16 protein-coding genes are annotated in these 16,271 nt (G+C 51.3%); 3 read left to right on the plus strand and 13 right to left on the minus strand.

From position 1 onward, the window contains the following. Positions 1–16 precede the first annotated feature (16 nt). The 4 genes from NNL21_RS22495 to NNL21_RS22510 form a co-directional block, all read right to left on the minus strand. Positions 17–1,726 carry an ABC transporter substrate-binding protein gene (locus NNL21_RS22495; RefSeq protein WP_204821727.1) on the minus strand — a complete coding sequence of 570 codons (1,710 nt, stop codon included), beginning with the start codon at positions 1,724–1,726 and terminating at the stop codon, positions 17–19. Between the two features lie 46 nt (positions 1,727–1,772). After that, positions 1,773–2,681: a carbohydrate ABC transporter permease gene (locus tag NNL21_RS22500; protein WP_204821726.1), complete on the minus strand. Its 909-nt coding sequence runs from the start codon at positions 2,679–2,681 to the stop codon at positions 1,773–1,775. A gap of 4 nt (positions 2,682–2,685) precedes the next feature. Then, positions 2,686–3,615 carry an ABC transporter permease gene (locus NNL21_RS22505; protein WP_204821725.1) on the minus strand — a complete coding sequence of 310 codons (930 nt, stop codon included), beginning with the start codon at positions 3,613–3,615 and terminating at the stop codon, positions 2,686–2,688. Between the two features lie 397 nt (positions 3,616–4,012). Beyond that, positions 4,013–4,939 (minus strand): nucleoside hydrolase, encoded by a 927-nt coding sequence (locus NNL21_RS22510; RefSeq protein WP_204821724.1) that lies wholly within the window; start codon positions 4,937–4,939, stop codon positions 4,013–4,015. Positions 4,940–5,125: 186 nt separating this feature from the next. On the opposite strand from NNL21_RS22510, the gene NNL21_RS22515 reads away from it, so the two are divergent. Beyond that, complete coding sequence (locus NNL21_RS22515; protein WP_204821723.1) at positions 5,126–5,269, plus strand: hypothetical protein; 144 nt, start codon at positions 5,126–5,128, stop codon at positions 5,267–5,269. A gap of 93 nt (positions 5,270–5,362) precedes the next feature. Here NNL21_RS22515 and NNL21_RS22520 read toward each other — a convergent pair whose 3' ends face one another. The 9 genes from NNL21_RS22520 to NNL21_RS22555 form a co-directional block, all read right to left on the minus strand. Then, positions 5,363–6,283, minus strand: a complete 921-nt coding sequence (locus NNL21_RS22520) for a dihydrodipicolinate synthase family protein (protein WP_204821722.1) — start codon at positions 6,281–6,283, stop codon at positions 5,363–5,365. 10 nt (positions 6,284–6,293) lie between these two features. Continuing rightward, on the minus strand, positions 6,294–7,766 hold the full coding sequence (locus NNL21_RS22525) for a sialidase family protein (RefSeq protein WP_204821721.1): 1,473 nt from the start codon (positions 7,764–7,766) through the stop codon (positions 6,294–6,296). Between the two features lie 27 nt (positions 7,767–7,793). Then, on the minus strand, positions 7,794–9,191 hold the full coding sequence (locus NNL21_RS22530) for an ABC transporter substrate-binding protein (protein WP_204821720.1): 1,398 nt from the start codon (positions 9,189–9,191) through the stop codon (positions 7,794–7,796). Between the two features lie 28 nt (positions 9,192–9,219). Next, positions 9,220–10,107 carry a carbohydrate ABC transporter permease gene (locus tag NNL21_RS22535; RefSeq protein ID WP_204821719.1) on the minus strand — a complete coding sequence of 296 codons (888 nt, stop codon included), beginning with the start codon at positions 10,105–10,107 and terminating at the stop codon, positions 9,220–9,222. Between the two features lie 15 nt (positions 10,108–10,122). After that, positions 10,123–11,013: a carbohydrate ABC transporter permease gene (locus NNL21_RS22540; RefSeq protein WP_256555404.1), complete on the minus strand. Its 891-nt coding sequence runs from the start codon at positions 11,011–11,013 to the stop codon at positions 10,123–10,125. A gap of 116 nt (positions 11,014–11,129) precedes the next feature. Then, a complete protein-coding gene (locus NNL21_RS22545; RefSeq protein WP_204821718.1) occupies positions 11,130–12,743 on the minus strand; it encodes a response regulator in 1,614 nt (537 codons plus the stop codon). Beyond that, the gene (locus NNL21_RS22550) at positions 12,736–14,517 is read right to left on the minus strand and encodes a sensor histidine kinase (RefSeq protein WP_204821717.1); all 1,782 of its coding nucleotides are present in this window, start codon (positions 14,515–14,517) and stop codon (positions 12,736–12,738) included. Before NNL21_RS22550 ends, NNL21_RS22545 begins: the two co-directional genes overlap by 8 nt. 189 nt (positions 14,518–14,706) lie before the next feature. Next, positions 14,707–15,033: an ATP-grasp domain-containing protein gene (locus tag NNL21_RS36590; protein ID WP_309145346.1), complete on the minus strand. Its 327-nt coding sequence runs from the start codon at positions 15,031–15,033 to the stop codon at positions 14,707–14,709. After that, entirely contained in the window at positions 14,972–15,607 is a 636-nt protein-coding gene (locus NNL21_RS22555) for an ATP-grasp domain-containing protein (protein WP_309145347.1), read from the minus strand. The genes NNL21_RS36590 and NNL21_RS22555 overlap by 62 nt, the downstream gene beginning before the upstream one ends. Positions 15,608–15,704: 97 nt before the next feature. On the opposite strand from NNL21_RS22555, the gene NNL21_RS22560 reads away from it, so the two are divergent. Together NNL21_RS22560 and NNL21_RS22565 are read left to right on the plus strand one after the other, a co-directional pair. After that, complete coding sequence (locus NNL21_RS22560) at positions 15,705–15,932, plus strand: helix-turn-helix transcriptional regulator (RefSeq protein WP_204821716.1); 228 nt, start codon at positions 15,705–15,707, stop codon at positions 15,930–15,932. Between the two features lie 2 nt (positions 15,933–15,934). Next, positions 15,935–16,225 (plus strand): DUF2178 domain-containing protein, encoded by a 291-nt coding sequence (locus tag NNL21_RS22565; protein WP_204821715.1) that lies wholly within the window; start codon positions 15,935–15,937, stop codon positions 16,223–16,225. Positions 16,226–16,271 lie beyond the last annotated feature (46 nt).

A 16,271-nucleotide genomic window follows, 5' to 3' on the forward strand; every position in this document is an offset into this window, starting at 1 on the left:
CTCCTGAATCTTCCGGTTAGTGTTTGGTCTTGTCGTAAGCTTCCTGATAGATGCTCAGATAACGCTCCAGGCTCATGTCCTTCAACGTGCTTACATATCTGTCCCAATCTTTATCCAAATCCGCATCGCCGGTCACGAAGCGGGCCAGCATTTCTTTTCTGTAATCGTCGATCGTCTTCTGCAGTCCGGCAATTTCCGCCGATTGCTCCTCGTTGAACACGAGCGGCGGCACCAGAATGCTGACATCCGGCTTGTACGGCGCATAGCTGTCGTTCGTCGCTTGGTACAAGAGGACTTCGAGATCCTCCGGACCATTGTTCTTCTGGCTGAGGCGGAATTCATTGGACAGATTGATCGGTCCAAGCTCGTTCCAGTAGTCGTTCTGGATCTTCTCATCCGTATTCGGAATCGGCGCCCATTTGGCCGGATTGCCATCAATCCCCATATCACCGGACTCGGCTTTCTTCCAGTTCTTGCCCTCGACACCTCTGGAAAGCCTCATCGTAATATCCCAGTCATAGAACATATCAGCCAAGCGGAAGGAGGCTTCCGGGTATTTATTGCCTTTCATAATGACGAACTGTCCGGTATAGTACTCCATCGGACTGTAGGCGGAAAGCTGCACACCTGCCGGCCCTTTCAAGGCCGGTACCGCTTTGTAACCGAGCCAGCGCTTATCATTCACGTCGCCAAGCTGCAGGAACTCGCCTTGGAAACCCCCTGGAGATGACCCCAGCAGCACGGCATCCGGGTTGTTGCCGACGGCCAGCAGCTGATTCTTGTCCTGCGTGAACGATTCCGGCGCGATCAGACCTTCCTGGAACAGGCGGCGCAAATATTGAAGTCCTTCCTTCCACTCCGGTTTGTCGTAAGCGGCCGTAACTTTACCGTCTCGCATAAGCAGGCCTGGAGCGTTCGGATCTTTACTGTTATAGATGAAGGCATTCATCAGAAAATCATCCAGCGCCGAATTCCAGCCGGTAACCGACGTCATGAACGGAATTTCATCGGCTTTGCTGTTGCCGTTCGGATCCTTCTCCTTAAACGCTTTCAAAACGGTGTAGAACTCTTCGGTTGTCGTCGGCATGCTCAGACCCAATTTGGTCAACCAAGGCTCGTAAAGCCACATCTTCTGCGACATCGTGCAGTGGAAGCATTGGTTCACCTTCGGAAGCGAGTAAATGTTGCCGTCCGGTGCGGTGATGGTTTCTTTAAACAGCGGCAGCGTCTCCATCAGCTTCTTGGTCTCCACGCTGTACTTCTCGATTAAGTCGTTCATCGGCAGGAATGCGCCCTGTCCGCCGTAGACGACTTCCTGTGTTTTGTTGACGCCCATGCCGAGCAGAATGTCCGGATAGTCGCCGCTGACCAGCATCAGGTTCAGCTTCTCGACGACATTCTTCTCCGGCACCATAATCCATTCGAGGTGAATGTTCGTCTTCTCTTCCAGCTCCTTGGTGAAGAGATTCGTCGCATAATTCTCGACGCCCGCATTCTCAGGCGCCATAACCTTCAGCGTAATCTTTTCCTTCACGATCGGAAACTCGCCTGCCGGCGCGACGGCATCGGACGTTTCGGCCGCTGCCGGTTCTGTTGGCGTATTGCCTGCCGCTTGCTCTGGTTTCGGCTCATTGTCCTTAACATTATTTGAATTATTCGAGCAAGCCGTCGTAAACACGGCAATCAGGATGATGCATGCGATCAATGCGGACAGCGTTCTCCTCATGGTGTTTCCCCCCGTAATTGTTATCAGAATGCTATAGTTAACCGAATTAGCCTTTCAGTGATCCAATCATAATGCCTTTCACAAAGTGCTTCTGCACGAACGGGTAAATGATCAATACCGGAGCAGAGGCAATGACGATGAGCGCATATTTCAGCAGCTCCCGCAAGCCGTTCCGCTTGACCACTTCCTCGACATTGGACAGCATGGACATGTCAATTTCATTCTGGATCAGTATATCACGCATAATCAACTGCAATGGGAACAGGTTCTTATCACTTAAATAGATGGCCGCCGAAAAATACTGATTCCAGAAGCCGACCGCGCAGAACAGCGCCACGACGGCAATGATCGGCCCGGAGAGCGGCAGCACGATGCGCAGCAAATATTTCACGTCGCTGCAGCCGTCGATCTGGGCCGCCTCCAGCATCTCGCCGGGAATGGTCGTCTTGAAATACGTGCGCATCATAATGGCATTCCAGATGGATAGACCGCCGGGAATGATAAGCGCCCAGTACGTATTTAGCAGGGAGAGATCCTTCACCAGCATATAGGAAGGAATCAGACCGCCGCTGAACATTGTCGCGAACACGAACAGCAGCATGAATGCTTTTCTCCCATCGAAGTCCGGCCTTGATAGCGGGTAGGCTGCCAGAATGGTCAGCACCACGTTCAGAGCCGTTCCAGCTACCGCATAGATGAGTGAATTTCCGAACCCGATTCCGATGTACTTGTACTCGAAGACCGCTTTATACCCGTCAAGCGTCGGTTGAACCGGCAGCAGCCACACTTTCCCCTGCATAATCGCTTCCGTCGAGCTGAAGGATGCGCTTAAGACATAAATCAAAGGGTAGAGCACGGACAATGTAAACAGGGACAGGATGGCATAATTGATGAACAGGAACACTTTATCGCTGCGTGAATGAGCGAGGTGACTCCCCTTTTTCCCCTTGCCCATTTCGTCACCACAAGCTTTCTTGGTTTATTTTTCTGGCGAACCCGTTGACGCCGAGAAGCAGCAGCAGGCCGACGACCGATTTGAACAATCCGATGGCCGTCGAGTACGAATAATTCGGCATCGCCGAAACGAGACCGACCTTATAAACGTAAGTATCGATCACTTCCGACGTCCGGATGTTCAGCGGATTCTGCATCAGCAGCACCTTCTCGAAGCCTGTGCTCATAATGCCGCCCATGCCAAGAATGAAGATGATGACCGCTACCGGCATAATGCCCGGCAGATCGATATGCCACATTCGTTTCGGAATCGATGCGCCGTCCATAATCGCCGCCTCATGCTGTGCCGGATCGATGCCTGACAGCGCTGCCAAATAGATGATGCAGGCGAAGCCGACATTCTGCCAGACATCCGAGAACACGTACAATGATTTGAACCACTCCGGCTTCGCCATCATATTGACGGCTTCGAAGCCAAGCGCTTCCCCGATCCGGTTGACAACCCCCAGCCGGGGATCGAGCAGCTGGAACATGATCCCGACGATGACGACGACCGAGATGAAGTGCGGTGCGTACGTAATCATCTGAACCGATCGTTTAAAGAAGACATGCGACGCGTAGTTGAGTCCCAAGGCCAATATAATAGGAAACGGAAAGCCTACGACCAGACTGTACACGCTGAGCAGCAGCGTATTTCGCAGTACGCGCCAAAATTCATACGATTCCACAAATTGCTTAAAGTGCTTCAAGCCAACCCAATCGCTCCCCCATATCCCCTGCACGGCATTGAAATCCTTAAAGGCGATCTGCGCGCCGTACATGGGATAATAGTGGAAGAGCATGACGTACAGGAGCGGCAAGGAAAACAACAGATAGAGCTGCCAGTTCCTGCGGATCCTTTTCAACTTTTTTCCTGAGCTATAAGTCGCGTTCATCCCCATCCTACCTTCTGTAAAAAAGCGCTTTACCATTTTTTAATCACCCGGGCTTCACGAATGTAACACCGGGTCTGTACCGTGTAAATTGGCATTACTTTGGGGGTTTGCATTTGTTTAGCCGTGTGCATTCTATCGCATCATCAGCGCTGGTCTAGCCTGTTTGGCGCTTTGCGGGCAGAAGAAAAGTCCCCTTGTCAGCCTGGGCTGACAAGGGGACTTTCCGGGGTTGTTGATTGGTTCGTGATTGTATGAGCAGCCATGATAACTGATAGCTTTATCGCCTTCGGTCATGAAGAACTCCGGCGCTCTTATCTGACCTCAATCTCATAGATGGCATAATGACCCCATTCCAGATGGGCATTGTTAATCTTAATCAATAGTCCTTTCTTGCCGCTTACTCCGACAAATGGGAATGATAGCGGCTTACCAACAGCTCGTCCAACAAATCCCGGAGCAGCTCGGGTTCCATTCGCTGCTTCAGATAACTATGCCCTCTATCCTCTGAAGCTTGCCAGCTGTTCTCGCCGCCCGCTTCGACTTGTACATGGCCGCCGGTTACGGCCTCCCAGTAATCGCGAAGACCGCGAACGCCATACAGAACGGCGGTCAGATCCCAGCTGTTCCGGACTTTCGTCTCTCCCAGATAACGTTCATAGGCATCGCGCACCGGACTGTCGATTGGAGCTTCGGTAATCAACGGGCCGCCGGTCAGGATATGCTCTCCGATTTCGAAGCCGCTGAACATGATCGGAGTCGGCCAGTGTTCGGTCACATATTGCGCGGAAGCCGGACACATCTCGAAATTCCACTCCTTGCCGGACGGGAACGCGCCGCCCATAACGACGAGCCGCTCCACCTTGCGCCGGATTAACTCAGATCCGTCAAGATCCGAATGCCGGTCAGGGATGGACTGCATCAGGTGGAGCAGGTTCCGGAGCGGTCCGATTGCTATGAAAACGACACTCTGATCCGCTTCCTTGGCCAGCAGCTCGCGCAGCAGGTCTACCGCATCCGGCACACCGGCGCCATCCGCGTATCGATTCGGATAGTTCTCGGCAAGATGACGATTGAATTTGCAATGGATGGCCTCATCCAAGAACCCGGTCTCATTCAAGGTACCGACCGGGATATCCGGGCGGCCATGGTACCGGTTAATGGCGTCAATACAGCCCGCTCCCCAAGGATTGGACGTGCAATGCGTTACGCCGATGATCTCCGCTTCCCCCTGATCTGCCAAGGCATGCAGGATCGACAGCGCCGCCACATCGTCGCAATCCGGGCCAATATCCGTATCCAGGATGACTCTTACAGGGTTCATCATTCGGGCAATCCTCCCACTTGTTGTTGAATATTCCCTAATCTATCACATATAAACAATGTCTACCATATTGAATTTGCGAGGATGGGGGTGGAGTTCGCCGCTCTACTCAGAGTCAGGAGACCCGGGCTGCAGGATAAGAAGAGCTGCCTCAGGGATGTGGACGCAAGCGCGTGGTACGCGTAGGACATGCTCATAGCCAGCGGCAAAGGATTTGCCCTCGGCCGTCAGGAAATGGCAGTCATGCTCACGAATGCGCTGCGTTATGCAACTCCGGGCGGAACATACGCACCGGCAGACCTCTCTTCACCTATTCTGGGAATGGTGAATTAGGCACGGAATAGCTTCCTTAATATGGAGTAAAGCCCTGCCGATGGCAGGGCTTTTATTATTGCGGCGTAAGTACGGAATCAAGAGAATTCCTATTTATAAGCCATACCGCAGTGCAGCCGCCTGGGAAATCCGGCGCAGCTGTTCCACTTCTAACTGGTTGGTCGCAGTAAATGCACGGTGATCTTTGGAACGGCCATACATCGTGTTGAATACGCCCTCCAGCATGAGGTGGTATTTGGCATTGACCGGATACAGCTGCTTTTCGATCAGCGACATGATGCTCAGCAGATCCTCCAACGCTTCGGCTTGTTCCGGCAGCTGCTGCCAATTTTTTGTCAGCCAGCCATACAGCTCGGGATGAAAATTCGCCATAACCCCGCTATAGCCTTGGACCCCCAGTTTCAAGGTTTCCAGCAGCGTTGCCGAATTCGCATTGTAGATACTGAGGGAAGTTCCCTTCACAGCTTGAAGCTTGGCCTGTATGCTTGCGATATCGCAGCTGGTATCCTTCAGAAAGTGGAACCGGCCCGTATTGGCGCACCATCGGAGCAGCTCTGGCGTAATGAGCCTTTTGTAGGGATAAGGACATTCATAGAAGCCCAGAGGGAGATCGGCAGGCAGCTCCAGCAGCAGCTTTTCCAGCCTGCTTGTCCACCTGTCATCGGACTCGTTCTCTGCCGCGAGACGATTCGTAATCAGTACGAGCGCATCGACTCCCGTATCCGCCAATGCTTGCAGCTCTATGACCTGATCCTCGAACGTATCCGCAATATGGCCGGAAGCGATGACCGGAACCCGGCCCGCCGCCTTCCGCTTCACGAATGCAGCCAGCTCCACACGTTCCTCCAGACTCAGATGAAACATCTCGCTGGACTGGCAGACGGCGAATAAGCCGTCCACCCCCTTCTCGATATACCACTCAACAGCCCGCTCCAGTGCATCATAATCAATGGTACCCGCTTCCGTAAAAGGCGTGACCATCGTTGGCCATACTCCGCCTGCCAAATGGTTCATCGTTGTCCCCTCATTTCGCCCTCAACCGGCGGAAGCCTTCAATTCGGTGGAAGGTTATGTAATTGGCATTATGATAATTATGCGCTCCATTGATCGCCGTGCGGGAGGCCACCAGAATATCGTCCCCTTCTATGAACCAGTCCACATATTGGAAGCCGACCTTCGTTCTATCCTCATGCCAGGCGGTGCTCTCGTAATCCAGAATATCCTGGACCTTCTCCCACTCCTCCAAGCTATCCGAAACCACCAGCGTCAAGATATTCCGCTGATGAACATAAGGGGTTGTGACCGGATTGACAAGTGACCAGTAGCTCTTCGACTGCAGATCATAATGGATCGTAAACTTCGACAAATTGCCGTGAAACGGGAGTACCTTGCGGAACTCAAGCGGCCCCCCGGGATGATCCTGCCGGATGTCGAGCATGATAGCTCTGCCGTAATCGGGCGTTCCGCCGTCGGTTTGATATCGGAGTAAGTTGACAAGCTCCCCCTCTGGAGTAACCACCACATTGCCCTCCAGAATCCCTGGCACATTCCCGCCTTCAATCGTTCCAGGCCAGGCTGCGTCATATCGCAGAAAAGGCGTTACCGTCCAATTGTTCGGATCCAGCAGATCCGCATCCTCCGGTGCGGAGATCACACCCGCACCATGACCGCCTGTGGACCATGATCCATATTCCACAGCCGTCCAGATTCGCCCGTTATGAACAACAACCGGCATAGGCGCTTTGTGCGGTCCACCCTCCTCCCGCGACCCCCCTTCTATGATTACGCGGGGTACACTCCAGGTTTTCCCGTCGTCTGCAGAGCAGCCGATCAACAAATCTCCATACTCCGTACTGGTTGCCAGCATATAGAGCTGATCGCGATGAACAAACAATTTGCCCCAGAAGCAGGGATAGAGATACGTCACATACTGCCATGATCGGCCCTCATCATCCGAGCGGAAGACGGCGCTTACATTCTGGCCTCCAAGTCCCCAATATATATCGTGCGAAGCGAGCAGTTCCCCATTCGGAAGCCGGACGATCGAAGGGCTGGCTGTTGACCGCCCGGAGAAATCATAGGTGTAATCCTCGGGATGGATGTAATTGATGACCGTACCGGGCACGATGCCCGGCCGGGCTAATCTCGCCGGACTGCTCGCCGCGATTTGCCGCGTCATGCCGTCTAGGGCGACTAATCGGATTTCATAATCGGAACCATTAATCAGAGAGGGTATCCTGTAACTCCCTGATGGCCCCTCCACCTCATGAACACTCTTAACCGCCTCACCCCTAAGTCCGTATTCAACTTGGAAACTCAAGGCTTCATTCCCGGCCTGCTCCTGAAGTTCACTCACCCAGTCGACCACCACACATCCGTCACCAGGCGCAAGCCGGGTAATATGCAGTCCCCACTGCTCCGGATCCACACCTGCTGCAGTGAACAGCTCCTGCTGCTGCTTGATTCCCCATGCTTTCGTATACCTGTTCATATTCAAGTTCCCGCTCCCCTCTCCTCTTACTTTCTATCCGCCGCTCTTCTGCGCATTAATCGCCTTTTGCTCTTCGACCCATTTATCCACCTTTTCCTGGATCTGTGCCAGCTCGCTGTCGATATCGTATTTCTGACCGTGAATGGCCCTTGAAATAATATCGGCCATCCATGGGCGGATCGTGGAGAACATAATGGGCGGGAACAGCTGATTCTTGGTATCCTGAACGACGGCAAGCAGCTGGTCGGCATACGGATTATCTTCTTTTTTCACCCAATCCGCGTTCTTCCATGATGGCAGCTCCTTGTAGTTATCGTACATGAATTTCTGCCCTTCAGGACCGGTTAAGTACTTCAATACCTCCCAAGAAGCCGTTGGATTGCTGCTGTCCTTGGCCATCGACATGACGCGGGCCGTTCCCCAGGTTGTTTTGTCATTCTTGTCACGAATCCCTTTGGTCATCACATACCGGTCAGAGAGATTGTTTTTCAACACCTCATCCATATTATTGCACCATAAGCAGATCGCGACATTATTAGATTCCTTGCCCCAATTCTCCGAACCTCGGCCAATTTCATAGCCAGGCGGCAGATAGGGATCCATGTCGATCATCGTCTGCAAGCTTTTTTTGATCGCTGGCGTGTTGAAATTCAATTGGCTGTTTCCGAAATTGCCCCAATCGATCGTGCCATACTCAACGCCCTGACCATCCGAGAAAATATCAAGATTCAGATGTGAGGACCCCTTCGGGTTATAGGTCATTCCGTACGTTTGTTGGCCGGTCTTGGGATTGATTCCTGTCAGCTTCTTCGCCTTCTCTAATATTTCATCTGCAGTGGGCTTCTCGCTCAATGGCTCCACGCCGTAATCTTCGAAAATCTGCTTGTCATAAACGACCGTACTTGTAGCGATGCCGCTTGGCATGCCCATTACCTTCCCATCCGCACCGCTGGTCAGCCGTTCATTATCCGTCCATAAGGACTCCATGAAGTTCGCCTTCCAGTTGTCCTTCGCTAAGTAATCGTCAAGCGGCATCAGGAATCCCTGGTTATAGAAATCGATCGCCGCGTCCAGGAACAGAATGTCCACGCTGTTGCTCAGCAAAAGCGCCTGCCATTTGGCTTTGCGGTCATCTTGCGGAACCTCGATGTAATCGATGGATAGCTTGGGGTGATCGGCAAGAAAAGGCTCGAACAAGGCTTTGATGCCTTTGGCCTCCCTTCCTGTAGCAGGATTGATGCCGTCATCAAGCGGGAAGCCCAATACCGCGATTTTCACCACGCCGGACAATTCCTTCTCACTGCCCGAGGCATTCGGATTGCTGCCGCTTGTACCCTTTTCCCCGCCATTGCTTCCGCAAGCCGTTAATACCAGCATAATCGAGCAAATTGCTATACACACCCATGCTTTATATGGTTGACTGATCGTCATCTCGTTTTCTCCCCTTTATGAATAGGCACTATTCCTTGATACCGGTATGAGCAACGCTTTGAATGATGTATTTCTGAAAAAACAGATAAACCAGCAGAACCGGAACGATCGACATCACCGTTGCCGCCATATTCATTCCCGGAGGTGCTTCTCCGCTTGACGTACGTGATTTGAGCAGCGCGATCCCCAATTGAATCGTATACTTGGCCGGATCATTCAGCATGATGAGCGGGAACAGAAAGCTGTTCCATACCCCCAGGAAAGAAAGAATGACCAGTGTCGCGACGATCGGCATGCTCAAGGCCAGATAGATCCGGGTGAAGCAGCGAAACTCATTCGCCCCGTCAATAATAGCGGCTTCCCGAAGCTCCCCAGGGAGACTGTCCATGAACTGCTTGGCCAGAAAGGTGCCGAACACATAAGAGATGGCCGGCAGGTAGAAGGCCCAATAGGTGTTGATCATATTCAGCTTCTTAAACAGCATGAACAGCGGGATGAGCGTTGCTTCGCCGGGAATCATCAAGGTCGCGAGCACCAGCAGCAGCACAATTTTGCCTCCGGCCACCTTCAGCTTCGATAGCGCGTACCCCGCCAACAGAGCCGAGAATGTACTGATAGAAATGACGCCGACAGCCACCATAAAGGTGTTCAGGTACAGCCGCATCATATTCGTGTTGGCAATCGCCGTCTTAAAGTTGTCCAGACTGATATGCTCGGGTATGATCCGGAATGGAAAAGGAAATTCAAATACCGCGTCCTGATCCAGACTGATCGACAGCATCACCACGAATGGCACAATAATGAGTACGCTTCCAGCAGTCAACACAAGAATAATGAACGAACGGAGAAACAAGTCCGATCTTCTCTTCGACTGCACCTGAAGCCTGGCTTGCGTTCCAGTAGAAATCTGTGACATAGGTTTCAACTCCGGTCAGTCTTTATTCTTGAAAGCTGTAAAGTTAAGCAGTGTGAATACCAGAATAATAATGAAAATGATGTAGGAGGCGGCAGCAGCCTTGCCAAAATCAAAGGTGTAGAAGCCGTATCGGTACACATACAGCATTAAGGTGAACAAGGAGCCGCCCGGATTCCCGTCCGGTCCTCCGATAACAAACACTTCGCCGAACCTTTTGAAGGCGTTGATGGTGCCCATCACCACCATAAAGAAAATGACCGGCTTCATGGATGGAATCGTAATATACAGCCATTGCTGCAGCTTCTTGGCCCCATCCACCTCCGCCGCCTCATAGAGATCCCGGGAAATCGACTGCAGCCCGGCAAGCCAGATCAGCACCGAGTAGCCCAGTCCATGCCAGGTATCCATTAGAATCACGCTTATTTGCGCATATCTGGGGTCCGACAGCCATCCCAGCGGCTCAAGCCCGAATACGTTCAATAACGAATTCGCGATCCCCTTCTCCGTCGGATAGAACAGCAGCATGAATACGATGGAGGCGGCAATGGTGGAGGTCACGTTGGGCAGAAAATAAATGGCCTTGAACAGCATGCTCATCCCCGGCCTGACAATCGAGTTGACCAGAGAGGCGACGATAAAGCTCAGCGGCAGGCCGATCCCCAGCCCCATGATCCCCATCATGAACGTATTGCGCAGTGCTCTCCAGAACGTCGAATCATGCAATATAAAATCATAATTGCTCAGGCCCGCCCATACCCCCCGCACGCCATTGTGATGATAGAGGCTGATCCGGAACGCTTCTATTATGGGATACAACGAGAACGTCAGCACGCCCAGAATCAGCGGCAGCAGAAATAAATAACCGACGACATTCTTATTAGACAAGTTTAATTTCTTCAGTATCACTCTCATTCACCCCCTTGCCTTCCCTATGCCTATTATCCGAAATACGGCATGGGCGGAATAGGTGAAATTCCTATGATCGGTTTGCGATTCTACGGGAAATTGCGGGCTGCATCGAATTACTGCCTTTTATAATCCTGCGGCGTTGCGCCGACAACCTTCTTGAATACTTGGCCGAAATATTTCGCATCCGCGAAGCCGACCGCCCGGGCAATCTCGTACGTTTTCATATCTGTGTTCCTGAGAAGCTCCTTCGCTTTATCCATCCGAATGCCCGACAGGACGTTCAATATCGTCTCTCCCGTACGCAGCTTAAACAGATTGGCCAAATAATTCGGCGTCAAATGAACAGCATCCGCCACTTCATGCAGGGAAAGATCCCTCGCATACTGCTGCTCCATGAAGGCTATTGCCTTCTGCACCATCGAGGTGCTGCGCTGCTGCATCTTAATGGCAATCATGTCGGACAGTTCCTCCACATAATGAATCAGCCAGCTCTCCGCCTGCCGGGTGGTCGTCCATTTGCGCATCTGCCCATCCAATGCGGTAAAATCCACAACCCGGCCATCGGAGATATTCCATTCAACCAGCATGCGCAGCATGGTGTACACGAGCTGACAGCAAATATTGCGCAGCTGCTCCGGATCAGGGGACTGCCCGCCCACAATCGCTTGGAGAAATTCCTTGGCGCCTGCAGTGGCCTCCTCCTTATCGCCCGCCTTCAGCGCCAAACAAAGCTTCTTCTCCAGCTCATAGGGGTAAACGGTTGCTTCCTGCATGCGGAAGCTGCTAATCTCACGATAGAAGATGAACCCCTCGTCCCCCGCATACAGTCTGTATTTCATCGCCTCCGCCGCTTCCTTGTAAGACGGTACAATCCACTCCGGCGACTCATAAACATTACCGATCCCAATGGAAACGCGCATTTTGTAATAATTCAGAATGTACGCTCTCATCTTTCTCAACAGAACCAGCAGGCGCTCTATATCATGCTCGAGGTCCTGCGGGTCTCTGCCGCTGACGATCATGACAAGCTGACTGTCGCTATTCTCGATCATCTCAGTATGGAATTTGTCCTTGAACAGCTCCTCTGTAATATTCCTGCAGGCGAATTTAACAAGCTGCCGGTCATCATCCCGATCATGCTGCGTCAGTACCTGATCTTCATCCAGCTCAAGAACCAAGCAAACACATCTGTTATCGCCGATGGACAGCTTCAAATATCCGTATTTCTCACGGATCTCAGAAAGCGGCACACGTCCGTCCAGCAGGTGGCGCAGATGACGTTCCTTCAGTACGGGAATACTCTCATGAAGCTGCTGCTTTAATTCCACGATCCCTTTAATCTGTCCGCGTTCCTGCTCCATGCTCTGCTTGGCTTTGTTCACGACAGCGAGCAGCTCCTCCACCTTCGTGGGCTTAAGGAGATAATCGAAGGCTCCGCTGCGGATGGCGGACTGGACATAATCGAATTGATCATAACCGCTGAGCAGGATGACCTTGGCAAGCGGTACGATCTCCAGCGCCCTTCCGATTAATTCCAGCCCTGTCATATGGGGCATGACCACATCCGTCAGAATCAGGTCCGGCTTCACTTGGGCGATCAGCTCAAGAGCAGCTTCCCCATCCTCCGCTTCACCAGCGATTTCAATACGATGCTCACTCCAATTCACACTCGCCTGCAGCCCTTTCCTTACCCGCTCCGAATCATCGACCAGAATTAATTTATACATGTTCTCCCCCTGGTATAAGAATGCGGACCCTTGTTCCCTGTCCGGGCTCGCTTTCATATTGAATGCCATACTTCGGCCCGTAAGCCATCACGATCCGTTCATGCACGTTATAAGCCCCGTAACCCCCGCTGTCTTGAAGTGGCGGCTCAAGAAGCGTCCCCATCTGCACCGCATTCATCCCGACTCCGTTATCGATCACTTCAAGGAGAATGTCGCGGCCTTCTCTTCGTCCCGCTATGCTTAGTTGTCCTTGCCTGCTGCGCAGCGGTTTGATCCCATGCAGAATCGCATTCTCCACGAGCGGCTGTAGAATCAGCTTGATGCAGGACTCTTGCAGCAGCTCCTCCTCCATCTGGATGGTGTACTGGATTTTATCCTTAAACTGCAGCATTTGTATGCGCAGATACTGTTCGATGGTCTCCACTTCCTTGGCGATGCTTGTCCGTTCATTGCCGTTATTGAGAATCAAGCGGAAGAACTGGGCGAGCGATGTCGTCATCTCGGCAATCTCTTCATAATCCTTCGTCAGCGTCATCCAATAGATGGCATCCAGCGAGTTGTAAAGCATATGGGGATTAATCTGAGATTGGAGCGCTCTAAGCTCCGCCGTGCGGATGCGTCTCTCATCCTCGCGCGCCTGATTGATCAGCACCTTGAGCTCCCCTGTCATTTCATTGAAGCTTTCCGCCAGCTCCCCGAATTCCTCCTGCGTGCCCAGATTAAGCTTCGTATCCATATCGCCGTCCTTAATTTTGCGGATATGCCGCAGCAGCTTTACGGTCGGCCGGGTAATACCGGTCGAGATGGCAATCGAGAGAATAAATACAAGCATCACGGTAATGCCGATAATTAGGAAAATCGTGTTCTTGGCCAGCGTGATGTTCTGATTCATCTCGGACTGGGGAACGAGGGTAACCAGCTTCCAGCCGGTATAATCCGAGGTGATGTAATGAAGCGAATAGCCCAATCCGCCGATCGTGATCAGCGAGCTGGCATTTAACCCTTTCTCCAGCTGCCCCTGCACGGCGGGATCTACGGGGGTAGACAGCAGGTTCTTATTGGGATGCGAGAGGATCCTCCCCTGTTCATCCACCATGAAGGTGGTCGAATGAAGCTTCTTCAGCGTGTCTTCGTAGCTCTCATATATATAACTTTCCCGGACGCTGATGATCATCAACCCCCAATCCTTGAAGGTCAATAACGCAAGCGCTTTCCTCACATTGGTAATGGAATTGGAGTTTCCGCCTGGAATTAAATCCTGATTCTCAAACGACCACATCGGTTTCCCGCGGCCCTCGGAGGCCTTCTTATAAAGCGGCGTTCCGCGTACTTCCTCAATCGGCCGGTTCATGGCGCTCTGCCCCAGGTTATACGTCAGGTTCAAGCCATTCTCCCCATAGATGGCGACAGACTCGAGCTGCTCCGAGCGTCCGCCGAAGACGTCGGGGTAGATATCCTCGTAGAAGGTTTTAATCGCTTCTTCTGCCTGGCCGGGTTGAACTGCAGGCAGCTCCATTAGCTGCTGGAGCTTCTGGTTCATGATCACGTTCACATAAATATCGTCGATATCCTTGAGCTTATAATCAATATTTTGCATCGTCTTCTGCAGCATCTCCTGAATGGACTGTCCCAGCTCGTTCACAATGGAGCGCTTGAGCACATAATAAGAAACAATCCCGATACTAAACGCAGAGAGAAATATGAGCAGGGCAAAGGAAAAGATCAGCTTGGGCTTGAGCTTCATATTGCTAATGAATAACAAAGAGGATTTCATCGCCATTCTCCATTCAAGTAGGTAATGAGCATAGGCATCATGGAATAGATCAATAATGTAATCGATTACATAAACTATGAGAACTATAGCACAACATGGCTCGGGAGAAAAGCATCGTTTCATGTCTTCAAGAAAAAGCAGTCCACGCTTATTGACCATGCGTGGACTGCTGATGAAGATTGATCCGGCCTAAATCATATGGTTCTTTATGGATCGGTAAAACTGCTCTATATTCGTATGAATTGGGAGACCCGACACCTGACCGTCCCCTACTTCGATCACGACCCAATCTCCACCGGCCGTCTTCGCAATGTCCATCGTAAAGAAACGACTCTTGATTCCCTGTGCCAGCTCGATAAAGGGATTCAAACTTGGTTGTTCTTGCTGATATGATGCCTCATCCCAGTACTCCGTACTTGTTAACAGCTCATGATTTAAGAAAAATAACCGGAATTCATTCGAGCGGCATCCCGCTCTTCGGATGCTTGGACAGATGCTCCAGCTCGATGTATTCACGGAACACAACCCCTCCACTCAGCTCCTCGCCCTGCCGCTCGATCAAATTCCCGACCACGTATTGCACCTGATGCTTGTCCGATGCATCCGGTATGTAACAAGCCTCTTCCCATTCATGCTTTCTTGATTTCACGTAATCCTTGATGATGATTGGCCGGCTGCCGAATACATTCAGCTTCTCATGGATGGGTTCGAGTCCTTCATGAAGCGATTCGATGTCCAGCCAAATACTGAGTGGAGTCGCAGCCTGGATCACTTCATAGGAGTTAGGAAAATAGTGACCGTACACATACGCCTCCGGTGAATTGATCAAGAAGAGATTCTTTATTGTTAACGCATTATACAGCTGTTCGTAATACGCCGGCTTCATCATCCATCCCCGGTAAATGACCGTTTCCTGCGATTCGGAGGTTGGAATCCGCTTAATCGCCTTGGATGAATTCCCCTCAAGCAAGCTCTCTAAGGAGACAAGCTCGACGGGTATGCTCAACTCCTTCGCCATGTTGTATTCCATCTCATACTCCGGATCAACCTGTCTATCATTCAATGGATCGGAGCAGAATAAGAGTTTCATTGTGAGGCACCTCACGTTAAAAATAAATTACATATTGTAAAAAATAATTTACATTCTGTTAGAAATAGTATACATTACAAGAAGAGGGAGGGAAAATATGGAGACCTACGGCGAGCTAGAAAATTCGCTTTACTTATTAAGGGCCACCAAGAAGTGGTCCCAACAGGAAGTCGCCTCCCGCTTAGGCGTAAGCAGGCAAACAATCGCATCCATTGAAGCCAATAAGTATAATCCGTCCTTAATCCTTGGCTTTAAAATTGCTCAATTATTTGAAGTCGATATCAATGAAGTCTTTCAATATACCAAGTACGAGGAGGAGCCGTAATCATGGTCGGAACAATCATTTCCATCGTTTCACTAGCAGCCGCTTTTTTCAGTCTGTTGTCCCAATTGATCTTCTTAAAAAAAGAAGGGAAGGATGAACGTGCCGCTAAAATAAGAAGCCATTCCAATGGTGTTACTTTCTCCATCGTCATGATGACGCTATGTGTTCTAATCGGACTCGGCATTTTTATCGACTTCTCTGTTGAAACCTACCGAATGATGCTTCTCGGCGTGTTAATTATTACAAACATCACATATGCCGTTACGCTAGAGTATTATAAGAGACAGTATTGATCCATAATCATCGTCCCGACCTAAGAAGCGCTGGCATATCCCTGGC

The organism is Paenibacillus mendelii, from assembly GCF_024498075.1.
In the GTDB taxonomy this organism is placed as follows: Bacteria; Bacillota; Bacilli; order Paenibacillales; family Paenibacillaceae; genus Paenibacillus_Z; species Paenibacillus_Z mendelii.